The organism is Streptomyces sp. NBC_00019 (assembly GCF_045041015.1).
GTDB lineage: Bacteria > Actinomycetota > Actinomycetes > Streptomycetales > Streptomycetaceae > Streptomyces.
In genome coordinates this window covers 4,536,775-4,554,120 of sequence record NZ_CP108302.1, presented here as the reverse complement: position 1 = coordinate 4,554,120, position 17,346 = coordinate 4,536,775, and the positions used below count along the sequence as shown (strand labels likewise).

Here is a 17,346-nt window from a genome sequence, read left to right as displayed (position 1 = left end):
CGGTTCAGGCGCCCAGGGCGTCGAGGTCGAGGATCTCGCCGCTGGGCTTCTGCGCGGGGACGGGCTCGTCGTACTCGCTGAAGGTCAGGGTGCCCGGGTCGCTCGCGGAGGCGCTGTCGACCCGCAGCAGATACGGCTTGCCCTCGGTGGCGACGTAGAGCGTGTAGCGCTCCTTGCCGTCCCGCTCGTGCAGCACGATCGCGGGCGTGCCGTCCACGGTGGTCGTCTTGCCGCGTGACGAGTCCGAGTCCACGTCGTCGGCGTCGCCGAGCACCGTGTCCAGGTCACAGAAGCCCGCGATCTCCTTGGCGTCCTCGCCCTTCGCGGACATCTTGGTCCACTTCCCGGCCAGCAACGCCACGGCCGCGTCCACGTCCGACTTCTTCTCGCCCTTGCTCTGGGCGCGCAGGAAGGCCTCGTCGTACTTCATGTAGACGGTGTCGCCGACCTTGATCAGATCGGCCTTGCCCTGGCCGCCCACGCTCATCGTGCCGCACATTCGCCCTGCTTGTTCAGGGCCATGTCGATCTCGATCGTGTCCCCGGACCCGTCGTCGGGGACGTCCCCCTTCATCCGCAGCGACGAGGCGCCGGTCGTGGCCTCGACGGCCCGGTCGGCGATCTCGCCGCCGGTCAGTCCGGCGAACGGCTCCTTCGCCTTGCTCGGACTGCTCGACGGGCTGGAGCTGCGGGCTTTGCCGTCCGCCTTGTCCTTTCCGGACCGGCCGGACTGGTCCGACTGGCAGCCGGTGAGTGCGAGGGTGGTCGCGGCGGTGAGGCAGAGGGCGGCAAGTGCGGTACGTCGCATGGGAACTCCTCGGTGGTGTAGCGGTGTGGTGAGCGGGCGCGGCGGGACGCGCGGCGTGCGGAAAGGGAGCGCGGTCCGGCGGGTACTGCCGTGGGTCGGCCCCGCCGGACCGCGCCGTACGGTGGCCGGCGTCAGCCGGTCTTCTTCCAGTCCGTGCAGCCGGACGTCTTGAAGTAGGTGTCCGAGGCGCTGATCGTGACGACGGCCGAGCCGGTCACGTTGTCGTTCGCGATGATCGAGTCGAGGCCGTGCTCAGCGTCCTTGGCGCGCTCCCAGTAGCACATGTCGTCCTTGTTGCCGGTGGACTTGTAGGTGCCGGGGGCGATGTCGGCGCCGACTCTGAACATGCCGCCGTCGCCGGCCATCTTGGCCGCGGGGGAGCCCTTCGCCTTGGTGTCGACGGCCTCCCAGTCGTTGCAGTCGCTCGACTTGAAGAGCTTGTCGGAGGCCTTGACGGTCACGTAACTGGTGCCGGTGACATTGTCGTTGGCGAGCAGGGAGTCCATCTCGCCGGAGGAGTCCTTGGCGCGCTCCCAGTAGCACATGCCGTCGTCGTTGCCGGTGGTGCGGTAGGTGCCGGGCTTGATGTCCGAGCCGACCTGGAAGTCGCCGTCCCCCTCGAACGCGATCTTCTTCTCCTCGGCAGCCTGCGCCGCCTCCTTCTCGCCGCCGGGCTTCGCCTGTGCGGACGCCGAAGAGCCCTTGTCGCTGCTCGTGGAGTCGCTGCTGTCGTCGCCGGAGTTCGCCGACACGGCACCGATGACGACGATCCCCACGACGGCCCCCAGCGCGACCTTGCCCTTCATGCCCATGACTGTGTCCCCTCCAACACGGTGACAGCCGCCGATCGGCTGCCGTTCGTTCGCTGGGTCAATAAGAGCAGAGCGTGTGAACCGAGTCAACACAGTTCACAAGATGGTTGGAGTACACGGCCGTGAAGGGGTAGATCTTGCGTACGCCGCTATGCTCGGCGTCACACGCGGAGCGCAGGCAGATGCGGGGACGCGCGGAGCCACGCAGTACGACGAGGGGAGCCGGGCCGGTGCAGGACAACGCCACAGAGGTGACCGCCGCCGGGATCGCCCGGCTCGCCGGCGTCGGCCGCGCCGCCGTCAGCAACTGGCGCCGCCGCCACGCCGACTTCCCCAAGCCGGTCGGCGGCACCGAGACCAGCCCGTCCTTCGCCCTCACCGAGGTCGAGACCTGGCTGCGTGACCAGGGAAAACTCGCCGAGGTCCCGCTGCGCGAACGCGTCTGGCAGCAGCTCTCCGGCCATCCCGAGGGCCCCGTCACCGCCCTCACCCACGCCGGCTGCGTCCTACTGCTCATCCACGACCGCCCCACCGTCTGGCTGGACGCGAGCGCCGGCTCCGACGCGCGTCTGGCGGCGATGCTGCCGGGAGTGCTCGAGGAGGTACTGGCACCGCGGTTCGGTACTGCGGCGACTGTGAACACCCCGGACACCGTGAACAGCCCCGGCGCTGTGAACACCTCACCCTCCGTGAGCCCCCGCGCCGCCGTTCACGCCCCCCTCGGCCCCGACCTCCTCACCTCCGTCCCCCTCCTGCGCGGGGCCGCCGAACTTGCGGCGGAGCTGGGCGCCCGGCAGACCTTCGAGTTCCTGCTCGGCCGGCACCTCGACGCCAACCCGCGCCAGTACACGCTCACCCCCGCCGACCTCGCCGGCCTCATGGCCGACCTCGCGGGCCCCGCCCGCACCGTCCTCGACCCGGCCTGCGGCACCGGCGCCCTGCTGCGCGCCGTCACCGCCCGCGCCGACCAGGAGCTGTACGCCCAGGACAGCGCCCCCGAGCTCGCCACCCTCACCGCACTCCGGCTCGCCCTGCACACCCGCGCCGGCGTGCACGGCGCCACCGGCGACACACTGCGCGCCGACGCCCACCCCGAACTGCGCGCCGACGCCGTCCTGTGCCACCCGCCGTTCAACGAGCGCAACTGGGGGCACGACGAACTTGCCTACGACCCCCGCTGGGAGTACGGCTTCCCGGCCCGCACCGAGTCCGAGCTGGCCTGGGTGCAGCACGCGCTCGCCCGCCTCAAGGACGGCGGCACCGCCGTACTCCTCATGCCGCCCGCCGCCGCCTCCCGCCGCTCGGGTCGCCGTATCCGCGCCGACCTGCTGCGCCGGGGCGCGCTGCGCGCGGTCGTCGCCCTGCCGGTCGGCGCGGCACCCCCGTACAACATCCCGCTCCATCTGTGGGTGCTGCGCCGTCCCGAGAAGGCGCCGGCCCAGCCCGAGGTGCTGCTCGCCGACACCGGCCAGTTCGCCACCGAAGGGCGCGGCGGCCCCGACTGGCGGGTCGTGCGGGAAGCGGTGCTCGACGCCTGGCGCGCCTTCGACCGCGCGGGCACCCTCCAGGAGCGGCCCGGACTCGCGCGCTCCCTGCCCGTCATCGATCTCCTCGACGACGACGTGGACCTCGCCCCGGCCCGCCATCTCCCCCCCGCCACGGCCGCCGACGGCGCGGAGGCGCTCACCGCCGTGCGCGAGCGCCTCGGTGAGACCCTGCGCCTGACCACCGACCTCACCCCGCCGCCCGCCGACACCGCACAGCCCGCCCGCTGGCCGCTCACCACCGTCGGCGAACTCGCGCGCGGGGGCGCCCTGGTGATGCGCACCGGCGGAAGCGGCGGCCACGCGCGCGTGCCCGTCCTCACCGACCACGACGTCATCGCCGGCACCGCCCCCTCCGGCACGCTCCCCGAGAGCGACGAGGAGGCCGTGCTCGTCGAGCCGGGCGACGTCGTCGTGCCGGTGCTCGGCGGCGGCTCGATGGCGCGCGTGATCGACGACGCGAGCGGGGGCGCCGCCCTGGGGCGCAGTCTCGTGCTCCTGCGCCCCGATCCCACGGCGCTCGACCCCTGGTTCCTCGCCGGCTTCCTGCGCGGCACCGCCAACAACCGTCAGGCCAGCAGCTACGCCTCCACCGCGACACGCCTGGACGTGCGCCGTCTGCAACTGCCCCGGCTCCCGCTCGACGAACAACGCCGCTACGGCGCGCGCTTCCGCGCACTCGACGAGTTCGAGCGGGCGCTACGGCACGCGGGCCGGCTCGGGAACCAGCTCGTGCGCGGGATGTACGACGGCCTCACCGACGGCACGGTCGCACCCGACTGACGCCCGGGCGGCGCCCGGCGGTTGCGGAATCCAGCCCTCCGGCCGCCTCCGCCGTGACCTGCGCCGCCGTACGACGTGATCAGCACGACAACGGTTCGGTACAACCCTGGACCGCATGTCGTTGTCGGCCTATACGCTCGAAGCGACAATCGCAGGAACGGGGTTGCCGGGCGTCGGCCGCCCACGTATGCCCACCTCATCAGGCACCAGGAGCTGTCATGCATGGCCACGGCTACACGCAGCCGGTGAAGCAGCCGCCCCATCCGGCGTTGCTGGTCTTCCTGCGCGTGCTGTTCGTGGTGATCTCGATCTTCTCCATCGGCCTGCTGGCCTGGACGATGCTGCTGCGTCTGGCGATCGTGACGCGCAGGGGGCTCGACTGGGTCCTGTTCGTGGCCTCGTTCGTCGCGATCGTCCTCGGACTGGTGCTGATCGGCACGGAGCCCGGCGAGGAGATCCACACCGTGGGCGGCTGGACCGGCCTGATCCTGCTCCTGGGCACACTCATCGCCGCGATCTCGTACTACCTCTCCGCGGACATCCGCCACTTCCACCAGCTCCGCTACGCCGCGTACGGCCCGCAACCCGCCCCGGCACCGACGTACGGCTACCCGCAGCCCCAGTCGCCGTACACCGCGACGACCCTGCCGCAGACGCCCGCGCCGATCCCGCAGAGCCCGCTGCCGCCCCCGCCCGCACCCCGCGACGCGATGCCCCACGCGCCCGTGCCCCCCGCCCAGCCGCCCCAGCGCCCCGCGCCCGCCCGCATCGACCAGGTGCGCGCCGAGCTCGACGAACTGAGCGACTACCTGCGCCGGCAGGACGGCAACCCCAACGGCGGCTATGAGGGCGGAAGGTGACCGTGACGACAGGACGTGTCGTCGCAGGCCGCTATGAACTGTCCACGCTCATCGGACAGGGCGGCATGGGACAGGTCTGGACGGCCTACGACCAACGGCTCGACCGGCGCGTGGCGGTGAAGCTGCTGCGCCCCGACAAGGTGGCCGGGCAGGAGGCCGACGAGCTGCGCCGCCGGTTCGTACGCGAATGCCGGGTGACCGCACAGGTCGACCACCCCGGACTCGTCACCGTGCACGACGCGGGCAGCGAGGGCGAGGAGCTGTTCCTCGTCATGCAGTACGTCGACGGCGCGGACCTCTCCGACCACCTCGCCGAGCACGACCCGTACCCCTGGCAGTGGGCCGTCGCGGTCGCCGCGCAACTCTGCGCCGTGCTGAGCGCCGTGCACGCCGTGCCGATCGTCCACCGCGACCTCAAGCCCCGCAACGTGATGGTGAAGCAGGACGGCACCGTCACCGTCCTCGACCTCGGCGTCGCCTCCGTCATGGACGCCGACACCACCCGCCTCACCCACACCGGCACTCCCATCGGCTCGCCCGCCTACATGGCGCCCGAGCAGGCCATGGGCGGCGCGGTCGGCCCCTACACCGACCTGTACGCACTCGGCGTACTGCTCCACGAACTCCTCAGCGGCGACGTCCCGTTCTCCGGCTCCACGGCGCTCGGTGTGCTCCACCGCCACCTCTACGAGCCCCCGCTCCCCGTGCGCCGCCTGCGCCCCGAAGTCCCCGAGGCGCTCGAGGCGCTCGTCCTGCGCCTGCTCGCCAAGGACCCGCAGCACCGGCCCGCCAGTGCGCAGGAGGTGTACGAGCACCTGTCGCTGCTCCTGCCCGCGCGCGGGACCCCCACAGGGGCGCCCCTGGACCCCACGCGCCCCTTCCTTCGCCCGCACGCCCCCTGGCCGGACCGCGCCCGCACCCCCGCGCCCCAGCCGGCGCCCGCCACGCCGCACGCGCCCCCCGCCGAGAAACCCGACGTCGCACGCGCCGTCGACGAGGTCAAGCGCCTCCTCGGCGAAGGCCGCATCACCCAGGCCGTCGACATCCTCGGCGCGATCCTGCCCGCGGCGGCGGAACAGCACGGCGAGCACTCCCCAGTCGTACGTACCCTGCGCAAGCAGTACGCCGCCACGCTCATGGACGACGGTCAGTACCGGCGCGCGCTGCCCGAACTGCGCCGCCTCGCCGACGAACGCGCCGCCGAGGCCGGCCAGGCCGACACCCAGTCGCTGCGCTTCCGCTACGAGGCCGCCCAGTGCCTGGAGCAGCTCGGCGAACCGGCGGCGGCGCTCGCCGAGTACCGCGCGCTGCTGCCGTACTACGAGAACCAGTACGTGGCCGGCGACCCCGAGCTCGCCCACGACGTCCGCCGCCGCATCGGCCACCTCCTGCTCGCCCTCGGCGACCGCGCCGCCGCCCACGACACACTGGCCCGCCTCGTGCACGACGTGGAACGCCTGCACGGCCCCGGCCACCCGCTCGCGGTGGAGGTCCGACGCACCCTGGAGTGGCTGGGGCAGGTACGCGGCTGAGCGCGCCGCCGAACCCCCGCCGACCTCGCCCGACCGCCCAGCGACCCCGACGGAGTGCGTCGGTGCCCGAAGTCCTGGTGAATCGTTGGTCGAATGGGTTGGCCAGAGCTTGTCCACTGCCTACCATCGATCACCGCAAGACTTTGTGCACCGTCGCACAATCTCCTCGGGAGGCTTCCTTGCACCGCCGCCGTCGCACCGCGCTCCTCCTCTCCGCCGCGATCGTCGCGGCGCCCCTCCTCACCGCATGCGGAAACGACGCGCATCCCGGTGCGGCAGCCGTCGTCGGCGGCCAGCGGATCACCGTCGCCCAGCTGGAGACCAGGGTGAACGAGGTGCGCGAGGCACAGCGCGTCGCGGTGCCGGACGAGGCGCAATACGCGCAGGCCATCGCCAAGACCGGCACTCTCAGCCGGGACACCCTGCACAGCATGGTCCTCGACCAGGTTCTGCACCGCGCGGCGCAGGACGCCGGGGTGACGGTCACCCGCAAGGAGATCCAGGACATGCGCACCGGCCTGGAACAGCAGGCCGGCGGCGCCAAGGCCCTGGAAACGGCCTGGCTCCAGCGCTACGGCATCGCCCCCGAGCGCCTCGACGAGAACCTCCGCCTCCAGCTCGAGGCCCAGAAGCTCGCCGCCGTCCTCGGCACCGACACCGGCAAGGCCGACTTCTGGCAGGCCCTGGCCAAGGCGTCCAAGAAACTCGACATCGACCTCAACCCCCGCTACGGCACCTGGGACGACGCGAAGAGCAGCCGCGTCGACGCGAAGACGCCGTGGGTCCGGGAGGTCTCGGCGACGGGGACACAGGAGACGGCGTAACACCATCGCCGGTCATACGATCCCACCCCGCCCCCGGGTCTGTGGACAACTGATCGGCTCTGTCGGCGGTGTGGGTTAGCTTCGAGCTGTGAACACCACCAGCCCCGAATCCGCCCCGGCCGCCGCCCCAGGCCGCATTGTCCTGCTGACCACCAGCCACCGTGTCGCCCCCGGCCTGCTGTCCTGGCCCGCCTGGCAGGCGCTGCACGCGGCCGGCCGGGTGCTGTGCGCGGACGGTGCGCACCCGCAGCTGCCGTATCTGCGCGAGGCCGGCATACAGGTCGACGAGGCCTCCCCGACCGCGGAGGAACTGGTCGAGGCGTGTGCGGGCGGCCACACCGTGGTCGTGGTCGCGACGGGCGAGGGCGAGCCCCGGCTCACCGACGGCCTCGCCCGCCTCGCCGGCTCGGGCCGCGTGTCCATGCCCGACCTGGAACTCCTCCCCGCCTCCTACGACCTCCCGGGCGCCCGCCTCCTCGACCTCGTCCAGGTCATGGACCGCATCCGCGCCGAGTGCCCCTGGTCCTCCCAGCAGACCCACAAGGGCCTCGCCAAGTACGGCATCGAGGAGGCCTACGAACTCGTCGAGGCCATCGAGGAGGGCGACCGCGACGAACTCCGCGAAGAGCTCGGCGACGTCCTCCTCCAGGTCGTCTTCCACGCCCGCATCGCGGAGGAGGACCCGGACACCCCCTTCTCCATCGACGACGTGGCGGGCGGCATCGTCACCAAGCTCATCCACCGCCACCCCCACGTCTTCGGCGACGAGACCGCGACGACCCCCGAGGAGGTGAAGGAGCACTGGCTGCGCACGAAGGCCATAGAGAAACAACGCGAGTCGGTGACGGACGGCATCCCCCTCGGCCAGCCGGGCCTGGCGCTCGCCGCCAAGCTGGCATCGCGTGCCCGTACGGCAGGCCTGGAGGTAACGCTGCCGACGGGAGAGGGCATGGGGTACGAACTGCTCGCCATGGCGGTGAGAGCCGAGGCGGCGGGGGTGGATCCGGAGGCGGCGCTGCGGAGCGCGGCGCGGGCCTATCGGGATGCGGTGCTGGAGGCGGAGGGAAACGGCGTCTAGGTCGCCGGGCCGCGATCAGACGGGCGGATGGCCGGCTCGAGCGGGGGTGAACCGTACGGGGAGGTCACGAAGTCCACGCATGATGAGTCCGCCTCGCCAGCGCAGGTCGGCGGGGTCGGCGGCGAGCTCGAGATCGGGCAGGCGGCGCAACAGGGTCTCCAGGCCCGTACGGCCCTCAAGGCGGGCCAGAGGAGCACCGAGGCAGTAGTGAATGCCGTGGCCGTACCCGAGGTGCTGGTTGTCACCCCGGGACAGGTCGAGCGAGTCCGGGGCGGCGAACCGAGCTGGGTCGCGGTCCGCGGCGGCAAGTACGACCAGCACCGGGTCGCCGACGGCGATGGGCTGCCCGCCGATGACGAGGGGCTCGGTGGCGTAGCGCCAGGTGGCCAGCTCCACGGGGCCGTCGTAGCGGAGCAGTTCCTCGATGCCGGTGTCGAGGAGCTCGGTCTCGCCGCGTTCGATCGAGTTCTGGAGCCGTGCGCGCTGGTCGGGGTTACGCAGGAGCGCGTACGTGCCGTTGCCGAGCAAGTTGATAGTGGTCTCAAATCCTGCGAACAAAAGCACGAAGCACATCGCGGCAGCTTCGTTCTCGGTGAGGTGCTCGCCATGGTCGGAGGCACGGATGAGGTCCGAGATCAGGTCGTCGCCGAGGTCGCCGCGCTTGCGGTGGATGAGTTCGGCGAGGTAGCCGCGGATCTTCTTGACGGAACGGGCGACACCCCCGCGTGGGCCCCCTCCGTGCCGGATCATCATGCCCGCCCAGTCGCGGAAGTCGTCCTGGTCCTCGCGTGGAACGCCGAGCAGATCGCAGATCGCGTAGATGGGGAGAGGGAAGGCGAAGTCGTGGATGAGGTCGGCCTGGCCCTGGGGTGCGAACCGGTCGATGAGACTGTCCGTCAACTCCTGTACCCGGGGCTCGAATTCCGCCACACGACGCGGGGTGAACGCCTTGGAGACGAGGCGGCGCAGCCGGGTGTGATCCGGGGGGTCGATGTTGAGCAGATGCGTCATGAGGTTGGCACTGCGTTCGCCGGGGATACCGGTCCGGCTCTTGCCCTGAGCGTCCCCCGCATGGTGGTCGGGGTTCTTCGAGAGGCGCTGGTCCGCGAGCGCTTGACGCGCATCGGCATAGCGGGTCACCAACCACGCCTCGACGCCGCTGGGGAGTTTCGTCCAATGGACGGGGGAGTGCTCGCGCAGCCAGGCGTAAGCCGGGTACGGGTCGGAAGCGAACTCCCAGGTGAAGAGTTCGGGGCCGGTGTTCGAGACGTTCACGTGATGACCGTATCCGCAGCCGCAAGGCGCTTGCGCGTCCGCAGGTTGGCATGGGTCGAACATCCATCTTTGCTTTCGGGCAGGGTGTCCGGTCCCTCAGGGCCGGGGTGAATGCCCGCTCCCGCGTAGCGGGGCAGAGGTAGCCGAATCGCCGCCAGGGCGATTCGGCGTCCCCCTTCAAGATGTCCAGGGCGGCGTCGAGCAGGTGAGATGCGGGGGCGTGCGGTTGGGGGGCTGGGGGCTGTGGGGTGTGCTGGTCACTCGTGCGGGTGATGTTGGTCGAAGAGATGCGCGGGTGGGGAACGGGGTGGCTAGGTTCGCGGCATGTCTCGTTTCCGGATGTACCCGACGCCCGCGCAGGAAGAGCAGATGCTCACGCACTGTGCGCACGCCCGGTACGTCTGGAATCTCGCCGTTGAGCAGCACTCGCACTGGCGCAGGTGGCGCAGGGCCGCTCCCGGTTTCGCGGAGCAGTGCCGTCAGCTCACCGAAGCCCGGCGGGGGAACGAATGGCTTGGCTTGGGAAACGCCGACGTGCAGCAGCAGGCACTGAAGGACTTCGCCAAGGCTAAGAAAGCCCGCTTCACGTCCGGGTTCGGTGAACCGGCCTGGCGCAGGAAGTTCCGGCATGAGGGCTTCCGGGTCATCGGTACCGACCGTGTGCCCGAGTACAACACTGACGGCTCACCGAAGCTGAACGCGAAGACCGGCAAGCAGGTCATGGGCCGCTCCGTCGTCGTGCCGAGGCTCAACCGTAGGTGGGCGCAGGTCAGGGTGCCCGGCTGCGGCTGGGTCCGCTTCCGCCTCAGCGCCAAGGGCAAGGGTGCGCAGTTGCCCGACGCGAAGACGTTCCGCGTCACCTTTCGCAGCGGGCAGTGGCACATCGCCTTCGCGGTCGTCCCCGAGCCGACCCCCGCGCCCGGCACCGGCGAGGTCATCGGCATCGACCGGGGTGTGACGATCACCGCCGCCCTGTCGGACGGCCGCACCCTGAACTGTCCGCAGCTCACCGTCAGGGAACGCGCCCAAGTCCGCAAGCACCAGCGGCGCGCGGCGAGGGCGAAGAAGGACAGTCCCGAGAAGACGGCCGAGTACGCGAAGGTGGCCAAGCTCAAGGCGCGGGAGGCGAACCGGCGCAAGGACTGGTGCGAGAAGACCAGCACTATGCTCGCCCGCTCCTACAGCCTGATCCGGTTCGAGAAGCTGAACATCAGGAACATGACCCGCTCCGCGAAGGGAACCGCCGAGCGGCCCGGCAGGCACGTCGCCCAGAAGTCCGGCCTGAACCGGGTGATCCTCGCCCAGGGGTGGGGCCTGCTGCGGCAGCGGACCGAGCACAAGGCCCCCGACCGGGTCCAGGACGTACCCGCCCCCTACACCAGTCTGCGCTGCAGTGCCTGCGGATGGATCGACAAGAACTCGCGCAAGAGCCAAGCCGAGTTCGTCTGTTCCTCCTGCGGCTTCACCTGCAACGCGGACACCAACGCGAGTATCAACGTCGCGGCAGGACAGGGCGGGATCCCCCGCCCCCGGCGAACAGCCGGTGCCGGAGGGACGACACCGTCCACCAAGCGGTCGAGCGTCCGTGAACCTCAACCCAACTGGGTTGGAATCCCCCTCTTTTAAGAGGGGGAGGATGTCAATGCGTGTCACAGCGGGAGTTGTGCTGGAACCGGCCAAACATGACCCGCCCTCAACTCTGTGATCTTCACGTGATCTACGCGGCATTAACTTGTGACAAGTGATCGACTGCCGATACGTTCACGCATCAGCGCGGTGACTGTCTCCACCCGCCGCGCCGGTCACTGTTGTCTCGCGAAAGGCCTCCGCATGCTCACCGGGAACGGTCGTCACCGTCGCCCCCGCCAGGCTCCGGCACTCCTCGTCGCGGCCGGAGTGACCGGCTCCGCCATCGCGATCCCGCTTCTCGGCGCCACCGGCGCGAGCGCGGCCGACGGGAATACCTGGGACCAGGTCGCCAAGTGCGAGACCGACGGTTCCTGGAGCGCGAACAAGGGCGACGGCTACTACGGCGGGCTCAAGCTCTCCCAGGAGAACTGGGAGAAGCACGGTGGCCTCGACTACGCCACGAGCCCCGACCTCGCCAGCCGCAACCAGCAGATAGCCGTCGCCGAGAAGGTCCTCGCGGACCAGGGCGTCGGCGTCTGGGGCACCTGCGGTCTGCTGAACGGGCTGAGCAAGGACTCGGCCTCGGACGATGTCGACACCGGCGTCGAGAGCGGCACCCCGTCGGCATCCGAAGAGTCGGGTTCATCTGAATCATCCGATTCGCCTGGCTCGTCCGGACTGTCCAACTCCTCCGGATCGTCCGACTCGTCGACCGAGTCCTCCGCCGACTCGACCCCCTCGCCCTCGGCGTCCACCGAAGCGGACAACTCTTCCAGGTCGGACACCTCTGACCCCGGCGCCGAAGAATCACAGCCGTCCGACAGTCCATCCACAGCACCGGCAAAGAGTGACGAATCGGACAACTCCTGGCAAGAAGGCGGCTCTTCGGCTCTCGTCGACACCGGCGCCCTCTCCGCCGCCAAGGAGAGCACCGGCCGGCACCGCGGCGCGAGCGCCGACGAGGGCTCGTACACCGTCCGCGTCGGCGACACGCTCGCCTCCATCGCCGACTCCCTTGACGTCGACGGCGGATGGCGCCGGCTCTACACCGAGAACAGGCAGGTCATCGGCGCCGACCCGAGCAGCATCGAGCCCGGTCAGACCCTCGTACTCGGTAGCGAATAGGGCGAAAACCCCAGAGAAATGCCGGTAGTTCACGCCACACTTCACATCAAATGTCCGGTTTGGCGAAAGTGTGGGATGAGTCTCAGAAGCCCTGATCGTCTTTGAAATTCCCCGGATTCCCTGTCTACGGTCAACACCGCTCGTCACCGCGAGCCCCGTCTGCCGCAACGCCGAATCCTGCCAGCGGCCGTACGGGAACAGTCGTCGCGTCATGCGCCGTAGGCAGGAGCGGGGGACCCAAGGTAAGTGCCGGGCCCAGCGGTTCACGCTGGTCCGGCTTGGGGTGAAGTCGCGCATCGCGAGATGCGCGGCCGGGCAACTCAACCGGCCCGAACCCGACAGCTCACCTCGCAGGCGTCGGTGAGGGGATCCACCATGCTGTTTTCCGGTAAGGGCAAGCACCGTCGTCCGTCCAAGGCCACCCGCGCCGCCGCGCTCGCCGGCGTCACCGGTGTCGCCATAGCCGCCCCGCTGATGGCGGCCGGCAACGCCTCCGCCGCCACCGCCTCCGAGTGGGACGCCGTCGCCCAGTGCGAGTCGGGCGGCAACTGGGCCATCAACACCGGCAACGGCTACTACGGCGGTCTGCAGTTCTCCGCCTCCACCTGGGCCGCGTACGGCGGCACGGCGTACGCCTCGCAGGCCAACCAGGCCACCAAGGCGCAGCAGATCGAGATCGCCGAGAAGGTCCTCGCGGGTCAGGGCAAGGGTGCCTGGCCGTCCTGCGGCGTCGGCCTGTCCAGCGCGAGCTACACCGGCGGCGGCTCGTCGAGCTCCTCGGGCAGCAGCTCCTCCAGCGACAGTGGCACCAGCACCCGCTCCTCCGAGCAGGGGGCCTCCCGCTCCTCCGAGCGCCCGGCCGCCAAGAAGACCGTCACCACCCCGACCGGCAAGAAGGTCAAGAAGGGCGACGGCGAGTACAAGGTCGTCACGGGTGACACCCTCAGCGCCATCGCCGAGGAGCACGACGTCAAGGGCGGCTGGCAGAAGCTGTTCAAGCTGAACAAGGACATCGTCAGCGACGCCGACTTCATCTACCCGGGTCAGCAGCTGCACCTCAAGTAAGGGCTGCGGCACTCAAGCAGGACCCAGCTGAACCACAGTGCCCTCACATCCGTGGTCCTCATACTGAAGGCCTCGTGAGGGTCCCCCCGTCCCCACGGGCTCCCCGCTCCGGTGCGTGTTCCCCCGTACGCACCGGGGCGGGGCTTTTTTCTGCGCCGGTTTCTGTCAGGTTTCCGAAAGCGTCTTTGTTCCGTTCAGAAACAATTTACTCTCGGTTCTGTCCACGGGGCGGTCCACGCGGTGGCCGATCGCCCCGAGCCGGTTAGGCTCGTCTCGCAGAACACACCGCGGTCCCGGCGGACCGTGTCACATCCCATGAAGGAGATGCTCGTGCCGTCCATCGACGTCGTCGTAGCCCGGGAAATCCTGGACTCCCGAGGCAACCCCACGGTCGAGGTCGAGGTCGGCCTCGACGACGGCAGCACGGGTCGTGCCGCCGTTCCGTCCGGCGCCTCCACGGGTGCCTTCGAGGCCATCGAGCTCCGCGACGGTGACCCCAACCGCTACCTGGGCAAGGGTGTCGAGAAGGCCGTCCTCGCCGTCATCGAGCAGATCGGCCCGGAGCTCGTCGGCTACGACGCCACCGAGCAGCGCCTGATCGACCAGGCCATGTTCGACCTGGACGCCACCGACAACAAGGGCTCGCTCGGCGCCAACGCCATCCTCGGCGTCTCCCTCGCCGTCGCCCACGCCGCCTCCGAGGCCAGCGACCTCCCGCTCTTCCGCTACCTGGGCGGCCCGAACGCGCACCTGCTGCCCGTTCCGATGATGAACATCCTTAACGGCGGCTCGCACGCCGACTCCAACGTGGACATCCAGGAGTTCATGATCGCCCCGATCGGCGCGGAGTCCTTCTCCGAGGCGCTGCGCTGGGGCGCCGAGGTCTACCACACCCTCAAGAAGGTGCTGAAGACCAAGGGCCTGTCCACCGGCCTCGGCGACGAGGGCGGCTTCGCGCCGAACCTGGAGTCCAACCGCGCCGCGCTCGACCTCATCATCGAGGCCATCAAGCAGGCCGGTTACGTCCCCGGCGAGCAGATCGCGCTCGCGCTCGACGTCGCCGCGTCCGAGTTCTACAAGGACGGCAAGTACGAGTTCGAGGGCAAGTCCCGCTCGGCCGCCGAGATGACCGAGTACTACGAGGAGCTCGTCTCCGCGTACCCGCTCGTCTCCATCGAGGACCCGCTGTACGAGGACGACTGGGCCGGCTGGAACACCATCACCGCGAAGATCGGTGACAAGGTCCAGATCGTCGGCGACGACCTGTTCGTCACCAACCCCGAGCGCCTGGCCCGCGGCATCGAGGAGGGCTCCGCCAACGCCCTGCTCGTCAAGGTGAACCAGATCGGCTCGCTGACCGAGACGCTGGACGCCGTCGAGATGGCCCAGCGCAACGGCTTCAAGTGCATGATGTCCCACCGCTCCGGCGAGACCGAGGACGTCACCATCGCCGACCTCGCCGTCGCGGTGAACTGCGGTCAGATCAAGACCGGCGCCCCGGCCCGCTCGGACCGCGTCGCCAAGTACAACCAGCTGCTGCGCATCGAGGAGATCCTCGACGACGCCGCGGTGTACGCCGGCCGCTCGGCGTTCCCCCGCTTCAAGGGCTGATCTCGGCAGGGCTAAGCCTTAGCCAGTCGTACGTACGTCCCCGCACCGGTCCCGTACCGTGTGCGGGGACGTACGCGCGTGTGTGAAGGAGGGGCTGGGACATGGCCGTCAAGGACCGGGACCGGTTCTCCACCGCGACCAGGATCCGGTTGCTCGGCGAGCAGACCGCGGCCCGGGTCTACCGTTCCCAGACCAAGCGGCAGGCCCGCCGCTCCCGGCTGACCGGCCGGGCGGCACTGCTCGCGCTGGTCCTGTGCTCGCTGATCGTCGCGCTCGCCTATCCGATAAGGCAGTACGTCTCCCAGCGCGCCGAGATCGCGGACCTCCAGCGGCAGCAGGAACAGGCCCGGCAGCGGGTCGAGCAGCTGCGGGACCAGAAGGCACGCTGGCAGGACGACGCGTACGCCGAGCAGCGGATCCGCGAGCGGCTCCACTACGTGATGCCGGGGGAGACGGGGTTCATCGTCGTCGACCCGGGCGCGGCGCGGCAGTCGCGGGCCGACATGGGGGCGGCCGACCGCCCCTGGTACTCCAACGTCTGGGACGGGGTCGACAAGTCCGACGCCTCCGACCAGTGAACCGACCTTTTCCGCAGTCAGACAGCAGAGAGACTTTCGTACGGCATGGAAACGCCCCCGCCGACCACTGAGCGCACCGAGCCCACCGACGCCGACGTCGAGGCCTTCAAGCAGCAGCTCGGACGTCCGCCGCGCGGCCTGCGCGCGATCGCGCACCGCTGTCCGTGCGGCCAGCCGGACGTGGTGGAGACGGCCCCCCGGCTCCCCGACGGCACGCCCTTCCCGACGACGTACTACCTGACGTGCCCGCGCGCCGCCTCGGCGATCGGCACGCTGGAGGCGAACGGCGTCATGAAGGAGATGACGGAGCGGCTCCAGAGCGACCCGGAGCTCGCCGCCGCCTACCGCGCCGCGCACGAGGACTACATCGCGCGCCGTGACGCCATCGAGGTCCTGGAGGGCTTCCCCAGCGCGGGTGGCATGCCGGACCGGGTGAAGTGTCTGCACGTACTGGTGGGGCACTCCCTGGCCGCGGGGCCCGGCGTGAACCCGCTGGGCGACGAGGCGATCGAGATGCTGCCGGAGTGGTGGCGCAAGGGTCCGTGCGTGCAGCCGCTCGTGGCTCCCGACCCGGCGGACGAACTGCCGGGCGAGGAGGGCGTGGTCTCCGATCCCGCCGAGGCCCGCAGCGGCTTCTTCGCTCACGCCCCGCTGGTCCCCGAGGGGTTCAGCCGGGTCGCGGCCGTCGACTGCGGTACGAACTCCATCCGGCTCCTCGTCGCGGACGTCAATCCCGCCACCGGTGAGCTGCTGGAGCTGGACCGGCGGATGACGATCGTGCGGCTCGGCCAGGACGTGGACCGGACCGGCCGACTGGCCCCGGAGGCGCTGGAGCGGACGTTCGCGGCCTGCCGGGAGTACGCGGACGTGATCCGTGAACTGGGCGCCGGCAAGGTGCGGTTCGTCGCCACCTCCGCCTCCCGGGACGCCTCGAACCGGGACGAGTTCGTCCAGGGCGTCGTCGGGATCCTCGGGGTCGAGCCCGAGGTCATCTCCGGTGAGCGGGAGGCGGAGTTCTCCTTCACGGGCGCCACGAAGGAGCTGACCGGTCACGACGGGTTCGCCGAGCCGTATCTCGTCGTGGACATCGGCGGCGGCTCGACGGAGTTCGTGGTCGGGGACGACCAGGTGCGCGCCGCCCGTTCCGTCGACATCGGCTGTGTGCGGATGACCGAGCGGCATCTCGTCCAGGACGGGGCGGTCGGTGACCCGCCCTCCGAGGCGCAGATCGCCGCCATGCGTGCCGACATCGAGGCCGCCCTCGACCTCGCCGAGGAGTCCGTGCCGCTGCGCGACGCGCGCACGCTGGTGGGGCTCGCCGGGTCCGTCACCACCGTGTCGGCGATCGCGCAGGAGCTGCCGGAGTACGACTCGGTCCGCATCCATCACTCCCGGGTCTCCCGCGAGCGGGTCCGGGAGATCACCGAGTGGCTGCTGCGCTCCACGCACGCCGAGCGCGCGGCCGTGCCCTCGATGCATCCCGGGCGCGTGGACGTCATCGCCGCGGGGGCTCTCGTACTGCTCTCGATCATGGAGCGGATCGGGGCCGAGGAGGTCGTCGTGAGCGAGCACGACATCCTCGATGGCATCGCGTGGTCGATCACGTAGCCCTCTGCTGAGCAGGAAGAACAACGTATGAGCACGTCTGAGGGGCCCTTCGGGGCCCCTCTGTCGCGTGCCGTCGGAAAAGTTCGTGAAGTTCTTCACAAGGAAATCGGTCCCGTTGGGCGATGAATGTGTTCCGGTTGACCCTTCCGGGGCCCGAACGCCCCTGTGAACACGTTCAAAACGGCTGGACGCGGACCCTCTGCGAGGGTGCTGCG

General features: G+C 70.3%; 13 protein-coding genes, 2 pseudogenes and 1 riboswitch. Of the genes and pseudogenes, 12 read left to right on the top strand and 3 right to left on the bottom strand.

The genetic code is table 11. The annotated features are described in order from the left end of the window. Positions 1–4: 4 nt before the first annotated feature. Both OHU89_RS21335 and OHU89_RS21330 read right to left on the bottom strand, forming a co-directional pair. Positions 5–807, bottom strand: a pseudogene (locus OHU89_RS21335) (hypothetical protein). Between the two features lie 131 nt (positions 808–938). Continuing rightward, a complete protein-coding gene (locus OHU89_RS21330; RefSeq protein ID WP_405645029.1) occupies positions 939–1,619 on the bottom strand; it encodes a hypothetical protein in 681 nt (226 codons plus the stop codon). 230 nt (positions 1,620–1,849) lie between these two features. Here OHU89_RS21330 and OHU89_RS21325 point away from each other — a divergent pair, with 230 nt between their 5' ends. From OHU89_RS21325 to OHU89_RS21305, 5 genes are all read left to right on the top strand, one after another. Then, positions 1,850–3,946: an N-6 DNA methylase gene (locus tag OHU89_RS21325; RefSeq protein WP_405645027.1), complete on the top strand. Its 2,097-nt coding sequence runs from the start codon at positions 1,850–1,852 to the stop codon at positions 3,944–3,946. Between the two features lie 218 nt (positions 3,947–4,164). Next, complete coding sequence (locus tag OHU89_RS21320; protein ID WP_405645025.1) at positions 4,165–4,806, top strand: hypothetical protein; 642 nt, start codon at positions 4,165–4,167, stop codon at positions 4,804–4,806. A 38-nt stretch (positions 4,807–4,844) separates the two neighbouring features. Further along, positions 4,845–6,338, top strand: coding sequence for a serine/threonine-protein kinase (locus tag OHU89_RS21315; protein WP_266899534.1), 1,494 nt, complete (start codon positions 4,845–4,847; stop codon positions 6,336–6,338). A 179-nt stretch (positions 6,339–6,517) separates the two neighbouring features. Further along, positions 6,518–7,162, top strand: a complete 645-nt coding sequence (locus tag OHU89_RS21310; RefSeq protein WP_405645023.1) for a SurA N-terminal domain-containing protein — start codon at positions 6,518–6,520, stop codon at positions 7,160–7,162. Positions 7,163–7,250: 88 nt separating this feature from the next. After that, entirely contained in the window at positions 7,251–8,240 is a 990-nt protein-coding gene (locus OHU89_RS21305; RefSeq protein WP_405645022.1) for a nucleoside triphosphate pyrophosphohydrolase, read from the top strand. Between the two features lie 15 nt (positions 8,241–8,255). Here OHU89_RS21305 and OHU89_RS21300 read toward each other — a convergent pair whose 3' ends face one another. Further along, positions 8,256–9,578, bottom strand: a complete 1,323-nt coding sequence (locus OHU89_RS21300) for a cytochrome P450 (protein WP_405645020.1) — start codon at positions 9,576–9,578, stop codon at positions 8,256–8,258. Between the two features lie 261 nt (positions 9,579–9,839). On the opposite strand from OHU89_RS21300, the gene OHU89_RS21295 reads away from it, so the two are divergent. The 7 genes and pseudogenes from OHU89_RS21295 (at position 9,840) to OHU89_RS21265 (ending at position 17,131) form a co-directional block, all read left to right on the top strand. Next, positions 9,840–11,141 (top strand): RNA-guided endonuclease InsQ/TnpB family protein, encoded by a 1,302-nt coding sequence (locus OHU89_RS21295; RefSeq protein ID WP_405645018.1) that lies wholly within the window; start codon positions 9,840–9,842, stop codon positions 11,139–11,141. 204 nt (positions 11,142–11,345) lie between these two features. Next, the gene (locus tag OHU89_RS21290; protein WP_405645016.1) at positions 11,346–12,269 is read left to right on the top strand and encodes a transglycosylase family protein; all 924 of its coding nucleotides are present in this window, start codon (positions 11,346–11,348) and stop codon (positions 12,267–12,269) included. 204 nt (positions 12,270–12,473) lie between these two features. Further along, a riboswitch (cyclic di-AMP (ydaO/yuaA leader) is annotated at positions 12,474–12,641 on the top strand. Between the two features lie 3 nt (positions 12,642–12,644). Next, on the top strand, positions 12,645–13,334 hold the full coding sequence (locus OHU89_RS21285; protein ID WP_405645015.1) for a transglycosylase family protein: 690 nt from the start codon (positions 12,645–12,647) through the stop codon (positions 13,332–13,334). Between the two features lie 330 nt (positions 13,335–13,664). Beyond that, complete coding sequence (gene eno / locus OHU89_RS21280; RefSeq protein WP_266891431.1) at positions 13,665–14,945, top strand: phosphopyruvate hydratase; 1,281 nt, start codon at positions 13,665–13,667, stop codon at positions 14,943–14,945. Between the two features lie 101 nt (positions 14,946–15,046). After that, positions 15,047–15,523: a septum formation initiator family protein gene (locus OHU89_RS21275; RefSeq protein WP_046257553.1), complete on the top strand. Its 477-nt coding sequence runs from the start codon at positions 15,047–15,049 to the stop codon at positions 15,521–15,523. 45 nt (positions 15,524–15,568) lie between these two features. Further along, positions 15,569–15,973, top strand: a pseudogene (locus tag OHU89_RS21270) (DUF501 domain-containing protein); the annotation flags it as partial. A 201-nt stretch (positions 15,974–16,174) separates the two neighbouring features. Then, positions 16,175–17,131: an exopolyphosphatase gene (locus OHU89_RS21265; RefSeq protein WP_405654596.1), complete on the top strand. Its 957-nt coding sequence runs from the start codon at positions 16,175–16,177 to the stop codon at positions 17,129–17,131. The last annotated feature ends 215 nt before the right edge of the window (positions 17,132–17,346 follow it).